At 62.7% G+C, this 15,070-nt stretch carries 13 protein-coding genes; 10 read left to right on the top strand and 3 right to left on the bottom strand.

Annotated features, from left to right (window positions below; translation table 11 throughout):
• Positions 1 to 42 precede the first annotated feature (42 nt).
• Positions 43 to 1,938, top strand: a complete 1,896-nt coding sequence (locus NZ951_00755; protein MCS7206461.1) for a CocE/NonD family hydrolase — start codon at positions 43 to 45, stop codon at positions 1,936 to 1,938.
• A gap of 44 nt (positions 1,939 to 1,982) precedes the next feature.
• Here the strand turns inward: NZ951_00755 and NZ951_00750 are convergent, their stop codons facing one another.
• Complete coding sequence (locus NZ951_00750; GenBank protein MCS7206460.1) at positions 1,983 to 3,317, bottom strand: aspartate aminotransferase family protein; 1,335 nt, start codon at positions 3,315 to 3,317, stop codon at positions 1,983 to 1,985.
• Positions 3,318 to 3,478: 161 nt separating this feature from the next.
• Between NZ951_00750 and NZ951_00745 the strand changes: the two genes are divergently transcribed.
• The 5 genes from NZ951_00745 (at position 3,479) to NZ951_00725 (ending at position 8,156) form a co-directional block, all read left to right on the top strand.
• Positions 3,479 to 4,108: an SCO family protein gene (locus tag NZ951_00745; GenBank protein ID MCS7206459.1), complete on the top strand. Its 630-nt coding sequence runs from the start codon at positions 3,479 to 3,481 to the stop codon at positions 4,106 to 4,108.
• A 1-nt stretch (position 4,109) separates the two neighbouring features.
• Positions 4,110 to 4,568, top strand: coding sequence for a copper chaperone PCu(A)C (locus NZ951_00740; protein MCS7206458.1), 459 nt, complete (start codon positions 4,110 to 4,112; stop codon positions 4,566 to 4,568).
• 19 nt (positions 4,569 to 4,587) lie between these two features.
• Positions 4,588 to 5,073 carry a hypothetical protein gene (locus NZ951_00735; GenBank protein MCS7206457.1) on the top strand — a complete coding sequence of 162 codons (486 nt, stop codon included), beginning with the start codon at positions 4,588 to 4,590 and terminating at the stop codon, positions 5,071 to 5,073.
• Between the two features lie 9 nt (positions 5,074 to 5,082).
• Positions 5,083 to 6,237: an NAD(P)/FAD-dependent oxidoreductase gene (locus NZ951_00730; GenBank protein ID MCS7206456.1), complete on the top strand. Its 1,155-nt coding sequence runs from the start codon at positions 5,083 to 5,085 to the stop codon at positions 6,235 to 6,237.
• A 374-nt stretch (positions 6,238 to 6,611) separates the two neighbouring features.
• Complete coding sequence (locus tag NZ951_00725; GenBank protein ID MCS7206455.1) at positions 6,612 to 8,156, top strand: 2-isopropylmalate synthase; 1,545 nt, start codon at positions 6,612 to 6,614, stop codon at positions 8,154 to 8,156.
• A gap of 68 nt (positions 8,157 to 8,224) precedes the next feature.
• Here NZ951_00725 and NZ951_00720 read toward each other — a convergent pair whose 3' ends face one another.
• The gene (locus NZ951_00720; GenBank protein ID MCS7206454.1) at positions 8,225 to 8,893 is read right to left on the bottom strand and encodes a DUF11 domain-containing protein; all 669 of its coding nucleotides are present in this window, start codon (positions 8,891 to 8,893) and stop codon (positions 8,225 to 8,227) included.
• Positions 8,894 to 9,017: 124 nt separating this feature from the next.
• On the opposite strand from NZ951_00720, the gene NZ951_00715 reads away from it, so the two are divergent.
• The 4 genes from NZ951_00715 (at position 9,018) to NZ951_00700 (ending at position 14,203) form a co-directional block, all read left to right on the top strand.
• The gene (locus NZ951_00715) at positions 9,018 to 10,427 is read left to right on the top strand and encodes an MmgE/PrpD family protein (protein ID MCS7206453.1); all 1,410 of its coding nucleotides are present in this window, start codon (positions 9,018 to 9,020) and stop codon (positions 10,425 to 10,427) included.
• Between the two features lie 75 nt (positions 10,428 to 10,502).
• On the top strand, positions 10,503 to 11,258 hold the full coding sequence (locus tag NZ951_00710) for a response regulator transcription factor (protein ID MCS7206452.1): 756 nt from the start codon (positions 10,503 to 10,505) through the stop codon (positions 11,256 to 11,258).
• 200 nt (positions 11,259 to 11,458) lie between these two features.
• On the top strand, positions 11,459 to 13,624 hold the full coding sequence (locus NZ951_00705) for an ATP-binding protein (GenBank protein MCS7206451.1): 2,166 nt from the start codon (positions 11,459 to 11,461) through the stop codon (positions 13,622 to 13,624).
• Between the two features lie 87 nt (positions 13,625 to 13,711).
• The gene (locus tag NZ951_00700) at positions 13,712 to 14,203 is read left to right on the top strand and encodes a universal stress protein (protein ID MCS7206450.1); all 492 of its coding nucleotides are present in this window, start codon (positions 13,712 to 13,714) and stop codon (positions 14,201 to 14,203) included.
• Here the strand turns inward: NZ951_00700 and prmC are convergent.
• Complete coding sequence (gene prmC / locus NZ951_00695; GenBank protein MCS7206449.1) at positions 14,200 to 15,069, bottom strand: peptide chain release factor N(5)-glutamine methyltransferase; 870 nt, start codon at positions 15,067 to 15,069, stop codon at positions 14,200 to 14,202. The two genes, NZ951_00700 and prmC, sit on opposite strands and share 4 nt — an antisense overlap.
• Between the last annotated feature and the right edge of the window lies 1 nt (position 15,070).

Here is a 15,070-nt window from a genome sequence, read left to right as displayed (position 1 = left end):
ATACAGTAGCATCGCTGCGTCAACGCAAAAGGAGCCGGCACGATGACGGAGTTCGTTCCTCCACCCCAATATGAGGTGTTCGTCGCCCAGAATGTGCGGGTGCCCATGCGGGATGGGGTGCATCTGGCCTGCGATATCTATTTCCCGGCTCGCAACGGTCAGCCCCTCCCAGGCCCCTGGCCTGTGGTTGTGGAGCGCACCCCCTATAACAAGAGCGACCCAGACCGACGGGAACGGCACGGTGTCTTCTACGCCCAGCAGGGCTACGTGGCGGTGCTGCAGGACTGTCGGGGGTGTTTTGCCTCCGAGGGGGAGTTGTTCTTCCTGGCCCAGGAGGCGGCCGATGGCTACGACACCCTCGCCTGGTTGGTGCGCCAGCCCTGGTGCAACGGCAAAATCGGCACCTTCGGCACCTCCTATATGGCTTGGACGCAAATGGGCTTGGCCACCCAGAGCCCGCCGGGGCTGGCCTGCATGCTCCCGAATATGGGGGGGTGGAATGCCTGGACCTCCTCGGTGCGCCACAACGGTGCCTTTGAACTGCGCTTTATGGCGTGGGCCTTCTGGCACGCCGCCATCAACCACAACACGGCGCTCAAGAGCCAGGCATGGGTAGACCAAGCCCTGGCCCGTGCCGACTTCCGCGACTGGCTTCAGCGCCTGCCCTTGCGTCCCGGTCTCTCCCCCCTTACCCTGGTGCCCAATTATGAAAAGTGGCTCTTCGCCATCTATACCCAGGGCGACTACAACGAGTTTTGGAAACAACCCGGCTTCGCCATAGAGGAATACCTGGAGACTTTCGCCGATGTGCCCGTTTACCTTTCGGGCGGGTGGTACGACTCTTACACACGGGCCACCCTAGAGGCCTACCAAGCCCTGGCCCAGGCCAAAAAAGGCCCCATCAAGGTCATCATGGGCCCTTGGACGCACGGGGAGCGGACGTTGGAGGTCTCCTTTGCGGGCGACGTGGAGTTTGGCGAGGCGGCTGCTTTACCCAGCGTGGAGGCATTTCGCCTGCGCTGGTTGGACCGGTGGGTGAAAGGCATCTCCAACGGGGCCGAGGACGATCCCCCGGTGAAGATCTTCGTGATGGGTGGCGGGAGCGGGACGAAGACACGGGAGGGGCGCCTGGAGCACGGGGGACGATGGCGCGCCGAAAAGGAGTGGCCCCTCGCCCGCACGCGGTATACGCCTTTCTACTTCCATCCTAATGGCTTATTGTCCCCTCATCGTCCTCAAGAGGAGCGCGCCTGCACCACATACCGCTTTGATCCCCGCGACCCTGTGCCCACCATTGGGGGCAACTTTTCCTCCTTGGACTACCTCAAGCCTCTACCTCCGGGAGTAGACCTACGCCTGATTCCTGGTAGTCTGCGGCGGGAGCCGATCACCCCCGCTGGGGGGTATGACCAACGCACGGGCCCCCAGTTCTACGGCTGTAAGCCCCCCTACCTGCCTTTGGCGGCCCGCCCGGATGTGCTGGTGTTCCAGACCCCACCCCTGGAGCGGGATGTGGAGGTAACAGGGCCCATGACCGCCCGCCTGTGGTTCTCCTCCACAGCCGTGGACACCGATGTAACCGTGAAACTCATAGATGTTTACCCCCCCAGCGCCAGTTACCCGGAGGGGTATGCCCTGCTCCTCACAGACACCATTCTGCGGTGCCGATACCGCAACGGCAAACGGGGACCGGCCGAACTGATGCGTCCAGGGGAGATTTACGAACTGGTCATCCCCCTCTACCCCACCAGCAACCTGTTCAAGGCGGGGCATCGCATTCGGGTGGACATCTCCTCCAGCAACTTCCCTCGGTTTGATGTCAACCCTAATACGGGCGACCCCCTAGGGCAGGAACGGCGCTGGACCGTGGCCGAGAACACCCTCTGGCACGACACCTCCCGTCCCTCCCACGTTCTTCTTCCGATTATTCCTACCTAGCGGAGGGGTTCGGGGGCGTCCCGAGGCAACCAATCTCCAGCGTTTTACACCAGTCCTTCGGCCCGCAGGGCCCGTAAGGAGCGCTCCAGGGCGTCCAGGGTGATCTCGATGTCCTGTTCTGTATGCACGCCCGACAGGATGAAGCGCCCTCCACCCATAAGGTCTGCGCCGTTGTTGAGCATGGCGCGGCGCAGGGCCTGGCGCAGGGCGGGACGGGTGGCCTGTTTGACCTGGTCTAAAGGCAGGGGGCAGAAGTCGCCCGGGCAATCGTGGGGGACGCCCAGGGTCAACTCCACCAACGCCCCTACTCCAAAGGCACAGCCGGGCACTTCCATCCGTTGCAGAAGGGCACGGATACCCCGCTTCAAACGTTCGGCCATGCGCTCGGCGTGCTCGTTGATGGGTTGGGAGGCCAGCAGCTCCAAACAGGTGGCTCCTGCAACGGCCGACAGGGGGTTGGCATTGAAGGTGCCGGGGTGTCCCACCCGTTGACGGGTATCCCAATCGGGGTCGCCCCGATGCTGGATCATGTCCAGAATCTCCGCTTTACCCACCACGGCCGCCCCGGGGAGCCCCCCTGCCACGATCTTGGCCAGGGTCGTAAGGTCAGGGAGCACCCCGAAGCGCCCTTGAGCACCGTTCTTCGCCGTGCGGAAGCCCGTGACCACCTCGTCAAAGATAAGCACCACCCCATACCGGGTGGTAACCTCCCGCAGGCCCCGTAGGAAATCGGGGCGCACAGGGTACTGCCCCATGTGGGCACCCGTCGGCTCCAGAATCACCGCCGCCACATCCCCCTTCTCCCGGATGGTCTTCTCCACCAAGGCCAGGTCGTTGGGAGGGAGCACGGTCACCGTCGCCCAGGTCTCCTCGGGGATGCCGCCGGGGGCAGTGCCCGCCGAGGGCAAAAGGGCATCGCTCCACCCGTGGAAGTGGTCGGCGAACTTGATGAGGCGCTTCTTCCCTGTGTAGGCGCGGGCCAGGCGCACCGCCATCATGGTCGCCTCGGTCCCCGAGGAGTGGAACCGCACCTTCTGGGCTGAAGGAATGAGACGGCGGATAGCCTCAGCCCAGCGGATCTCCTCCAAGGTGTTGCCACCCAAATGGGTGCCCTTACGGATTTGCTCCGTTACGGCTTGCACCAGGCTGGGATGGGCATGGCCCAAGATGAGCGCCCCGTGCCCCATCACATAGTCCACATACTCGTTGCCGTCCAAGTCCCACTTGCGGGAGCCGGAGGCGTGGGTGATGAAGAGGGGGAAGGGGGTGAGATAACGGGTGTCGTGGGTAACACCGCCAGGGAAGATGGTTTTAGAGCGCTGATAGGCCTCGGCAGACTTGGGGTGTTTGCGCACGAACTCTTGCACGATGGTGCTCATCCTCGCCTCCGTGCCCGGGGGAACCCTTGGGGATATGGGCCAGGCCTATGCTATGCCAGGCAGTGCTCACTGTCAAGGTCTAGGCAGGAGGGCAGTGCGTCAGATCCCCACCTTACTGTGCGGGGGGTGTTGGAATATAATAGTTTGTGAGGGGGGTAACGATGCGCTCCCGCATCTTCGTCCTGGTGGGGACAGCCATCGTGGTGTTGGGGGCAATCGGAACGGCCCTGGCCCTACAGGTGCGCGCCTCCCCGCCCTATACCTTTTACGGTGCTACTTTTACCCCCCCACACCTTGCCCCCGACCTGGCCCTGACGGATACCGAGGGCAACCCCTTCCACCTGGCAAACTTCCGTAACAAAGTAGTGCTCGTGTTCTTCGGCTACACCCACTGCCCCGATGTGTGCCCTGCAACCTTGGTCGCCGTCCGTCAGGTATTAGAGCGTCTGGGCGGCGACGCCCAGCGAGTGCAGTTCGTGTTTGTGTCGGTCGACCCGGAGCGGGACACCCCCGAGCGGCTCCGCACCTATGTCAAAGGGTTTGACCCCCGCTACATCGGCCTGACGGGAACACCCGAGCAGGTAGCTTTGGTGGCCAACGCCTATGGCGTCCGCTATTACAAAGAAGACATCGGCTCGGCGGGGGGCTATACAGTGGCCCATACCGCCTTTGTGTTCGTGATAGACCCCGCGGGGCGCTTGCGCCTCGCTTTTCCCCCGTTCTTCGGGATGCAAGGGGACGAGATACGCTATGTCGTCCAGGACATCCGTCACTTGCTCAAAGGGGGGTAGTGTGCGCAATGGTCTTCTTGTGCTGGCAGTGTTGGGCCTCCTTGTGGTGCTAGGGGCGTGCCGGGCGGCTGCTCCTACACCCACTCCTAAACCAACAACCATAGTCATTGAAGGGGCGTGGGCACGCCCATCGCCTGCGATGGCGGGAGCAGGGGCGGCCTACATGGTCATCCGCAACACGGGCACCGCCCCCGACGCGCTCATAGGTGCGGAGGCCCCAGAAACTGCAGGCAAGGTGGAACTACACGAGACCATGATGGAGGGTGGGATAGCGCGCATGCACGCCGCTCATCGCTTTGAGGTGCCCGCCGGGGGGACCCTGGAACTGAAGCCCGGGGGCAAGCACATCATGCTCCTGAACCTCAAAAAGGAATTAAAGCCTGGCGATCAGTTCCACCTGGACTTGAAGTTTGAGAAGGCAGGCACCCTGCATGTGGCGGTAGAAGTGCGTGCCCAGTAGGCACGGGCAGAGGGGGGCTATGGAGCAGGTTGTCGTTGGCGCGCCCGAAGCTCAGAGGAGGTCCCGGCGCCGCTGGCTCCCCCTGGCGGTGGGGATAGGGTTCTTTCTGGTGTTGCCACTGGTGCTGCAGGGGGTAGTGTTCATCTTGTTGGAGCGGACGGCTCCCCCTCCTATCCCCCGACCCACCGACGACCGCATCACCATCCCCTTGGAACAGGTGGGGCGCGAGGTGCGCATCGTGGTGCCGAGGGGCACAGCCGAGCGCCTGCGCCGCACCGAAGACTTCCCCGTCTACGTGGAGTTCCCTGAGGAGTTGACCCTGGTGCTCGGTTACCGGGACACCCTTGTCCTCCGGAACGAGGATGTGGTGGCCCACTGGGTTGGCCCCTTCAAAGTGCCGCCGGGGCAGACCCTCACCTATCGTTTCCAGAACCCCGGCGTCCACCAGTATGTCTGTTCCTTTGTGCCCAGCAACCGTTTCACCATCCGTGTCGTGCGCTTGTAAGGAGGTGCCATGCCTGGCAAGACCGTTGTCATCTTGGGCGGAGGTGTAGGCGGTCTCACCACTGCCAAATACTTGGCCCGCTGGCTCCCTGCGGAGCATCGCATTGTGCTGGTGGAGCAGAAAGACCGCCACTGCTTTGCCCCCTCCCTTCTGTGGCTGATCTTCGGATGGCGTGAGCCCGAGAAGATTTGCCGTCCCCTGCGCCTTCTGGTGGACAAGCGTGTGGACCTGGTGCAGGCCACAGTAGAGGAGATAGACTTGAAAGGGGGGGCGGTCAAGGCTGATGGAAAAGTTATCGGCTACGATTACCTGGTGGTCAGTTTGGGAGCACGGCTGGCCTATGAGGCCGCTCCCGGCCTGTTCCCCACAGCCTACAGCTTCTATGAGCTAGACCAAGCCGTGCGGCTGCGGGACGCGGTGCGCACCTTCGCGGGGGGCAAGGTGGCGATCGTCATCCCGTCCGTCCCCTACAAGTGCCCCCCTGCGCCCTATGAACTGGCCCTGCTGATGGACTATTGGCTGCACAAGAAGGGAGCGCGCACCATCTCGTCGGTGGCCATTTACACCCCGGAGCCCACGCCTTTACAGGCGGCGGGGCCGGCGGCGGGGCAGGCCTTGCTGGGCATGCTCCAGCAGAGGAATATTCGCTTCGTCCCAGGCCACCGCTGGACGAAAGTGGACCCCGACAAGCGGGTGCTCACCTTTGAAAACGGTGCCCAGGCCGAATACGACCTGCTTATCGCTATCCCGCCCCATCAGGCGCCGGCGGTGGTGCGCGCCGCCGGCCTCACCGATCAGAGGGGCTGGGTGCCCGTCGACAAAGGCACTCTCCGCACTCAGCATCCGAATGTCTATGCGCTGGGCGATGTGACCATCATACCTCTTCCCACGGGCTTTGCCCTTCCCAAGGCGGGGGTGTTCGCCCACGCCCAGGGGAAAATCGTCGCCCGGAACCTGGTGTCCGCCATCGCGGGAGGCCAACAGGCCCAGTTCAACGGCTACGGGGCCTGCTTTTTGGAGACGGGCTATGGCAAGGCGGGCTTCGTGTCGGGCATCTTCTACACTCAAGAGGGTTTCCCCAACATCCGCCTCCGTCCCCCCGCTTGGTGGTGGCACTGGGCCAAGGTGCTTTTTGAACGGCGGTGGCTGGCGGGGAACTTCTAGATCTCGGGCAAGGTCCCAATGTGGCCAGCGCCTTGGTGGCACTCATTCGCCACCAGGGGGAGAGCACCCTCCTCCCCAGGAGGGGGGATGGACAGGCGAGCCCGGGCCCCCTATTGACAGATGCCGGTGTTGATGGTAGTGTAGTTAGCGATGGCTGTTCATAGCATCCACCAGGAGGTCCCCAGCGCAGTTCGCCGCCACAGGGGGGTCATGGCAGGGCTTCCCTGGGCGCACTGCGCTATTCTCCTCTAGCCCTCGGGCGGCCGTAGGCCGTCCTCTCCCCTTACTTTCCCCTTTTTGGGTTTTGCCTTCTCCCGTGCGTCGGACGAGGCATACCCTGTGCAAGACCTTCACCACACATCAGGAGGAGAGACATGGTAGACCGCGTCATCATCTTTGACACGACCTTGCGCGACGGCGAGCAGGCTGCCGGGGCTGGCATGACCGTTGAGGAGAAGGTGGAGATCGCCAAACAGTTGGACCGTCTGGGAGTGGATGTGATCGAGGCGGGCTTCGCCGCCAGTTCCCCGGGCGACTTTAGGGCAGTACAGACCATTGCCCGAGAGGTGCGCAGGCCCATCATCGCCTCTTTAGCCCGCGCCCACCCCCAGGATGTGGACCAAGCATGGGAGGCGTTGAAAGAGGCCGCCCACCCCCGCATTCACGTGTTCCTGTCCACTTCGGACATTCACATGCTCCACATGCTGCGCAAGGACAGGGAAGAGGTCATGCAGATGGCGGTGGAGGCTGTAAGGCGGGCAAAGAAGTACTGCTCGGATGTGCAGTTCTCCGCCCAGGACGCCACCCGCACCAAGCCCGAATTCCTCTATGCCCTTTTTGAAGCCGTCATAGAGGCCGGGGCGACCACCGTGAACATCCCCGACACTGTGGGCTATGCTATCCCAGCCGAGTTCGCCGCACTGGTGCGCAGCGTCTTTGAGCGCGTGCCCAACATTCATAAGGCGGTGGTGAGTGTCCACTGCCATAACGACCTGGGCCTGGCCGTGGCTAACTCCTTGGCGGCCATCAAGGCCGGGGCGCGCCAGGTGGAGGGGTGCATCAACGGCATCGGCGAGCGGGCGGGCAACGCCTCCCTGGAGGAGATCATCATGGCCTTGCACACCCGCAAGGACTACTTCGGGGTAACCACAGGCATCAACACGCGGGAGATTTATCCGACCAGCAGGCTGGTGAGTGAGGTCACTGGCTTCCCCATTCAGCCCAACAAGGCCATCGTGGGCCTGAACGCCTTCCGCCACGCCTCGGGGATCCACCAGGACGGAGTGCTCAAGGAGCGCCAGACCTACGAGATTATGGATCCCGCCGACATTGGTTGGCCCCAGGCCAGCCAGATCGTCCTGGGCAAACTCAGTGGACGGGCCGGCCTCAAGGCGCGCCTGGAGGCCCTGGGCTTCAAACTCACGCCGGAGGAGCTGAACAAGGTGTTCCAGGACTTCAAGGCCCTGGCCGACCGCAAACCCGAGGTAACCGATCGGGACTTGGAGGCTCTGATGGCGGAGCATCGGCGGGTGGGGGAAACGGTCGCCTTCTCCCTGGATCATGTGCAGGTGCACACCGGCACCGCCGATGTGCCTACCGCCACGGTGCGCATGACCGGCCCCGATGGCACGGTGCGGGTGCAGACCTCCACCGGCAACGGCCCCGTGGACGCGGTGTGCAACGCCATCGCCCAGGTGGTGGGCCTCAAGCCCAAACTGGTGGAATATAGCGTCCGCTCCATCACGGAGGGCCTAGATGCCATGGGCGATGTAACGGTCCGCGTGGAACACAATGGGCGTGTGTACACAGGGAGGGGTGCGTCCACCGATATCCTGGTGGCCAGCGCCCGCGCCTATGCCAACGCCCTCAATCGCCTCCTGGCTATGGAGGGTTTCACCGCGCCCAGCCCAGCGGGGTAGAGAACGCTCCCCGATGCGCCGCACTGGGGGTGGGAACACTATCCCCACCCCCAGGTTTTTTTCCTCCCCTAGGGGTTCACGGTGGTGGTGATGGTCGCCTGGTTGTTGCTGGTCTGGGGATCAGGCGTGGAGGTCCACACCTGCACGGTATTGCTCACCTTCCCCGCCGCCGTAGGCTGCACCACAATGGTTACCGAGGCGCTAAACCCCGCCCCTATGTTGCCCAGGTTGCAGGTTACACTCCCTACGCCGATACAGGAACCTTGACTCGCACTTATGGACACCAGATTGACCGTGCTGGGAAGGGTATCGGTTAGGAGCACGCCCGTGGCCACGCCGGGGCCGGCGTTGGTTACCAGGATGGTATAGGTGAGGCTCTGGCCAACACGCCCCGGGTCGGGGCTGGCAGACTTGAAGACAGCCAGGTCAGCCCCGGAGGGCTTGGGAGGGGGTGGTGGGGGCGTCGGTGTAGGGAGAGTAACCCGTGGCCAGAATCCGCCGCGCACCTCTAGAGTCCCCGACACCATCTGGCCTGCGTCCACTTGGCCAATGGTACCCTGCAGAGAAAAAGGCCCCCCTGTGCTGTTCCCCCCACCTGCACCCACGACACTGGATCGCACCTCATATGGCCCACCCACCTGGGCCAACACGGTCAGACCCGCCACCACAGGCAGAGCACCCAGCACCCCCAACGCCACAACGGCCCAGACGACTGGAGCCTGTTTTCCCCAGAGCACACGCTTCCATCCCCCTGGTCGGCTGTCCACTCTACACCTCCCTCCACTGCATGCACCTCAGCGCAAGGGATTACAAGCCAGTATATTATATGAACCATGCAAATTCCATAAAGGGAGGCACTGGATGGCTCACGCCCCTACCCCTGACAGCACCCTCACCAGCCAGGTGGTCCAGTTCATCTGCACCACCCCTTGGGAGGCGGTGCCCACTGCCGTTCGCCAGGAGGCGAAACGGTGCTGGTTGGATGGACTGGCGGTGATGGTGGCGGGCTCCACCGAGCCCTGCTCCCTTATCCTCCAACGGTACCTGCAAGGGCTGGGGACACCCGGGCGCTCCACCGTCATCGGTACCAGTATGACCACCCACGCCGAACTGGCTGCCCTGGCCAACGGCGTCAGCGGACACGCCCTAGACTACGACGACACCCAGTTGGCCTCGCATCCCAGCAGGGTGTATGGGTTGCTGACCCACCCCACTGTCCCTGTACTGGCCGCAGCCTTGGCTTTAGGGCAGGAACTGGCGGCCAATGGGCAGGCGGTGCTTCACGCCTTCTGCATTGGCTTCGAGGTGGAGTGCAAACTGGCAGAGACCATCCACCCTCGCCACTACCAGCAAGGGTTCCATTCCACCGGCACCTTCGGCACTTTCGGGGCCGCAGCCGTGGGGGCGGTGCTGTTGGGCCTGAACCCCGAGCAGACCCGCATGGCCCTGGGCATTGCCGCCTCCAAAGCCTCGGGCATTCGTGCCAACTTCGGCACCATGACCAAGCCCTACCACGCGGGAGCCGCCGCTCAGAACGGCCTCATCGCTGCGCGGTTGGCCTCCCTGGGCTTCACCGCCGACCCCAATGCTCTGGACGGCCCGTGGGGCTATTTTCAGGTAGCGGGAGGTGGGGCTGATCCCCAGTTCCTGACGGGGAAGTTGGGCAGCCCCTGGGCCATCCTGGACCCGGGCGTCTCGGTGAAACCCTACCCCTGTGGCTCCCTCCTGCACCCGGCCATGGACACCTTGCGGGACTTGGTGCTGGAGCACGACCTGCGCCCCCAGCAGGTGGCCAAGATACGCCTGGGCACCACAAGCAATGTATTGTCCGCTCTCCGCTATGCCCGCCCCCAGAACGCCCTGCAAGCCAAGTTCTCCATCCCCTTTATGCTGGGCATCTTAGTGTTGCGGAGGCAGGCAGGTCTCCAAGAGTTTCGGGATGAGGTGGTCCAGAGTCGTGAGGTGCAGGACTTCCTCTCGAAGGTGGAGGCTTACCTGGACCCGGAACTGGAGGCCCTGGGCTTTGCCCGCATCCGTGCCCGGGTGGAGGTGCACCTGAACGATGGACGCATTCTGTCCCGTATGGCCGAGGTATCTCGGGGCACCCCGCAACGCCCCCTCTCCCACCGGGACTTAATGGAGAAGTTCCAGGACTGCGCCCGAGGGGTGCTTCCCCCTCAACAGGTCGAGGCAGTAGCGCAGAAAGTGGATAGTGTGGAGACTTTGGCGGATATCAACACCCTTATGGCTTTGCTCCATCCCCGCACCTGATCCCCATAGATTCGGGCATACGATAGGGGGGCGCTCGCATCACTCTGCCCGCGAGGGCAGTTTTCATGTGCTACAATGACCATGACAGCCATGAAGGTGCTGGTCATAGACGATACGCCCGAAGTTGTAGAGGTCGTCTCCCTCTGCTTTGAACTGCGGTGGCCGGGGACCACGGTGCTTTCGGCATCGGACGGCCCCACAGGTTTGCGCTTGCTGAAAGAAGAAGCGCCCGATTTGGTCATCCTGGATGTGGGCTTGCCCGTTATGGACGGCTTCCAGGTGCTACGGCAGATCCGGGCTGTCTCTCAGGTGCCTATCATTATGTTAACCGTGCGGGACGCCGACACCGATATCGCCCGAGCCCTGGAATCCGGGGCCGACGATTACATTACCAAACCTTTCAGCCACATAGAACTGATGGCGCGGGTGCAGGCGGTGTTGCGTCGCGCCCGCGCTACCCCTGCTCCCGCAGAGGAGACCACCTTCGAAGCGGGTGGGGTGAAGGTGGACTTTGCTGCCCGAGAGGTGTGGGTAGAGGGACGACGAGTCAAACTCACCCCCACCGAGTTCAATATCTTGGCTCTTCTGGTGAAAAATGCGGGCAAGGTCGTGCCTCATCAGGAGATACTGACCAAAGTGTGGGGTCCCGAATATGCGGATGCCTCCAACTACCTCAAAGTACACATCCAGCACCTGCGCCAAAAATTGGGGGATGACCCTCAACAGCCGCGAATGATCGTAACCGAATGGAAGGCGGGCTACAAGTTCATTAAGCCAGCAGAGAACGGCTCTAGAGAGAATATGCCGCGCCCTGAGGGAGGACCTTCTTAACCTCTCAATACCGCCTTGCCGCCACAAACTGAATGGGGGAGCGGAATTGCTGATTTGTGTGTGGCAAAGCACCTTGACTCGTCTTTTTTCCTGGGGTAGCTTGTTTGTGTGAGCCATTCTTCAGGCAGGAGAGAGTGGGCGTGTGCATATGCCAACTCGTGAGCCCGCAGCCCAAGCGACCCGGCTTGCAGTAAGGCCGTATGTGGTTGCGCAGCATTCTCTACTTAACCCCCCCGGCTGTAACGCTGGCCCTTAATGTCACTCTCCTCCTCATGGTCTTGCGCGCTCCCCGCAAGACGGGTTTATATTACCTTTTCGCCCTCTTCCTGGGAGCGATGGCTTTTTGGTCTCTATTCATTTTCGCTGTGCGGGCAAGCCCTTCAAACGAGAGTGCCCTCTTGTGGCAACGGGTCGCCTTCGCCTTCTTCCCGATTATTGGGGTGTCCTGGCTTCACTTTGTGCTCCTGCTCACAAGGCGTATCACCCGTGTGGCGCAGGTTTGGCCCCTGTATGGCCTTTTGGCCGTTTTGTCCGCTTTGGGCCCCAGTCCTTGGGTGGTGCAGGGCGTCGTTTTTCACACCTCCGGATGGGGGCCTGTGGGCGGCCCCCTTTTTGTGCCTTGGATGGTGGCTCATCAACTGGTGGTGGTAGCGGGGATGGCGGTCCTCCTCTCCGCCTATCAGCAGACCGAGGCGGTGGATGAACGCAATCGGTATCTGTACCTCTGTGTGGGGGCTGTGGTTGCTTTAGCCGGCATCGCAACCGACTATCTAACCGCTGTAGGGGTTATGACAATACCCCTGGGTATGGTGGGATACTTCCTGTTTAGCATTGCTACCGCCATCGCTGTGATGCGCACCCGTTTACTGGACCTGCAAGTGGCGGCCCAGCGGGGGGCAGTTTATCTCCTCACGAGTGCAGCCGTGGCCGGCCTATACCTGCTGGTGTTACTGGCAGTAAGCCGGTGGCTGGCGCGCCAGGTGGGGCTCTCCTTCGCCATTCAAATTCTGCTGCTGTTTGTCCTGGCTCTGGCCTTTCAGCCCTTGCAGCGCTACTTGCAAGAGGTGGCCGACCGCTGGCTGTATGGCCGACGGTATGACTATCTGCGCCTGCTACGCACTTTCGCCGCTACCTCCCAGAGCATCGTGGACCTCCCCCACTTGGTGGAAAGCCTGACACGGATTATTCGCATCGCCCTCCGTGCGCAAGGGGTCTGGCTGTTGTTCCCCACACCCAAAGGGGACTTCGCCCCCGTGCAGGGGGAAGGGCCGTCCCTTTCCGCCACCTCCCCTGTGGTGCGCTGGCTGGCACACGAGGGGCGCATCCTCTGGCGACGGCACATTGATACCCTCCCTGCCCTGCACACCACGCCCCCAGAGGAACGGCGAAAACTGCAGGAGTGGGATGTGCGCATTCTGATTCCCCTCCGCACCCCCAGCGGGCTGACCGGGGTGCTGGCCCTGGGGCCGCGCCAAGGCCGGGAGCGCTACAGCCAGGCGGAACTGGACATGCTTTTCACCGTGGCCCAGCAAGTCGCCATCTCGTTGGAAAATGCCCGCCTGTTTGCCCTGGAACGGGAGCAGGTCAAGCGCCTGCAGGAATTGGACAAGATGAAAACCGACTTCCTGGGGATGATCTCCCACCAGTTGAAGACGCCTGTTACCAGTGTTAAGGCGGCCTTGGGCCTTCTGAAGGAGACCGAGCCTACTCCCACCTCCCCAGCCCGCAGCCGCCTGCTGAACAATGTGGAGCGGAGTGTGCGCACACTGGAGCAGTTGATTAATGATTTGCTGGAGTTCGCGAAGGTGCGCAGTGGACAGCTGGCCCTGGAGCGATCTCCCACGGTTTTGCAAGAAGTGGTTCAGGAGGCGGTCCACATCATCACGCCCTCCCTCGAAGCCAAGCGCCAGCGCCTGGTGGTAGATATGCCCCCCGAGCCTATGGTCGGCATAGTAGACAGCCGACGCCTCGTACAAGTGCTCGTGAACCTTTTGAGCAACGCCCACAAGTATTCCCCTGCGGGGAGCACTATCACCCTTCGCCTGGGACGCGAGCAGGACGATGCTGTCGTCAGCGTGAGCGATTCCTGTGGGGGCATTCCAGCGGAGGATTTACCCTATCTGTTTGAAGCATATCGGCACCCCCGCTCTGCACCCTCCGAAACATCCACGAGTGGAACAGGGCTCGGGCTAAGCATCGCCAAAGGGATGGTAGAACTGCACGGGGGACGCATATGGGTTGTCAACCATCCGGGGCGCGGCTGTACCTTCAGTTTTGCAGTGCCCCTCTCCGTGTCCGCGGAAGTTCCCAGTGAAAAAGACACAGGAACCCAAGCGGAAGGGAGCCACTCCCCTCGGCCGAGATGAATCTGCCGGGGCGCATCTCTCCGCATCGGCGCGTTGCGCGAAACGATGCGGTATCCTACATGGGCATAGGCATTACAAGGAGGGATAATGGGAGCATACAAGCGTATTATTGTGCCCCTAGACGGCTCGCCTTTAGCCGAGGAGGTCCTTCCTCACGCCGAGACCCTCGCCTCTCTCTGTCAGGCGGAGGTGGCACTGGTGCAGGTGGTGCCCCTCGTGAACCAGGTGCTCAATATGGGTCTGGCGGGAGGACCAGATGTCGGCCCCTACCCCCCCGCCCACATTGAGGCCCTGACCAAGGCTATGGAGGCCGAAGTAGAGCGGGCCAAAGCGTATCTGGAGCACACCGCTGAGCGCCTGCGCCGCAAAGGTCTCCGGGTCTCCACCCAGGTGCGACGGGGAGATGCGGGGGAGGAAATTGTGGCCGCCGCCCGAGAGGGGCAGGCCGATTTGATCGCCATCTCCACCCACGGGCGTAGTGGCCTAAGCCGCCTGGTGTTCGGAAGTGTCGCCGAAACGGTCATTCGCCAGGCAGGGGTACCGGTGCTGGTCATTAAGCCGGCCGGGAAGAAACGCTAACTCCCCCTCTCTACCCGGAGCACCCGGCAGGTGCCAGCAGCATCGGTGTCAAAAGCAATCATGGCACCAGGGAGATAGCGTTGGGCCTCCTCCTGCAACAGGAACGCTTGCTCCGGGTCCATCTCCAAGAGCAAAAGTCCCGGGCTGCACAACTTCTCTTGCACCAGAGTGAGGAGACGGCGCTGCAGGGCAGTACCATCAGGCCCTCCGTCCAAAGCCATGCGCGGCTCCCAGCGAGCCACCTCTGGCTGCAGATGGGCGAGGCGGGGCGAGGGGATGTAAGGGAGGTTGGCTGTGATGAGATGGACAGGACAGGGGAGGGGCTGGGCCAAGTCTCCGTGGACGAACACGATGCGCTCCTCCACTCCCCAGCGACGGGCATTGCGCCGCGCCACCTCTAAGGCCGGGGCAGAAGCGTCTACTCCGTAAAAAACGGCGTGGCGGAGGTGCAAAGCCAGGGCTATAACGATAGCCCCTGACCCCGTGCCGATGTCCGCCACTCGCAGGCCTCGCCCATTAGGGAAATGCTTTCCCGCCCAGGCAAGGGCGGACTCCACAAGGGCCTCGGTCTCTGGGCGGGGCACCATGACCGCTGGCGAGACCTCCAAGCGTTGACCGTAAAACTCCCACTCCCCCAGAATGTAGGGGACCGGCTCCCGGGCCCAGCGGCGCGCCAGCCAGGCGAAAAGACGTTCCCGAACCTCTGGTGGCACCCAAGCGTCCGGGTGGGCAAGCAGACGAGCCGTATCCCATCCCAAGGAGGCCGTTAGGAGTAGTTCCGCCTCGCGTGGTGCATCAGGTGAGCCGATGTCCTCCAGGGCTCGGCGAAGGTGTGCCCAGGCCTGGCGAACCGTCGTATAGGGCATT

It is taken from the genome of Dehalococcoidia bacterium (assembly GCA_025060295.1).
Taxonomy (GTDB): Bacteria; Chloroflexota; Dehalococcoidia; order Lucifugimonadales; family HRBIN23; genus HRBIN23.
The sequence above is the reverse complement of the archived record's forward strand: the minus strand, read 5'-3'. Positions and strand labels throughout refer to the sequence as shown.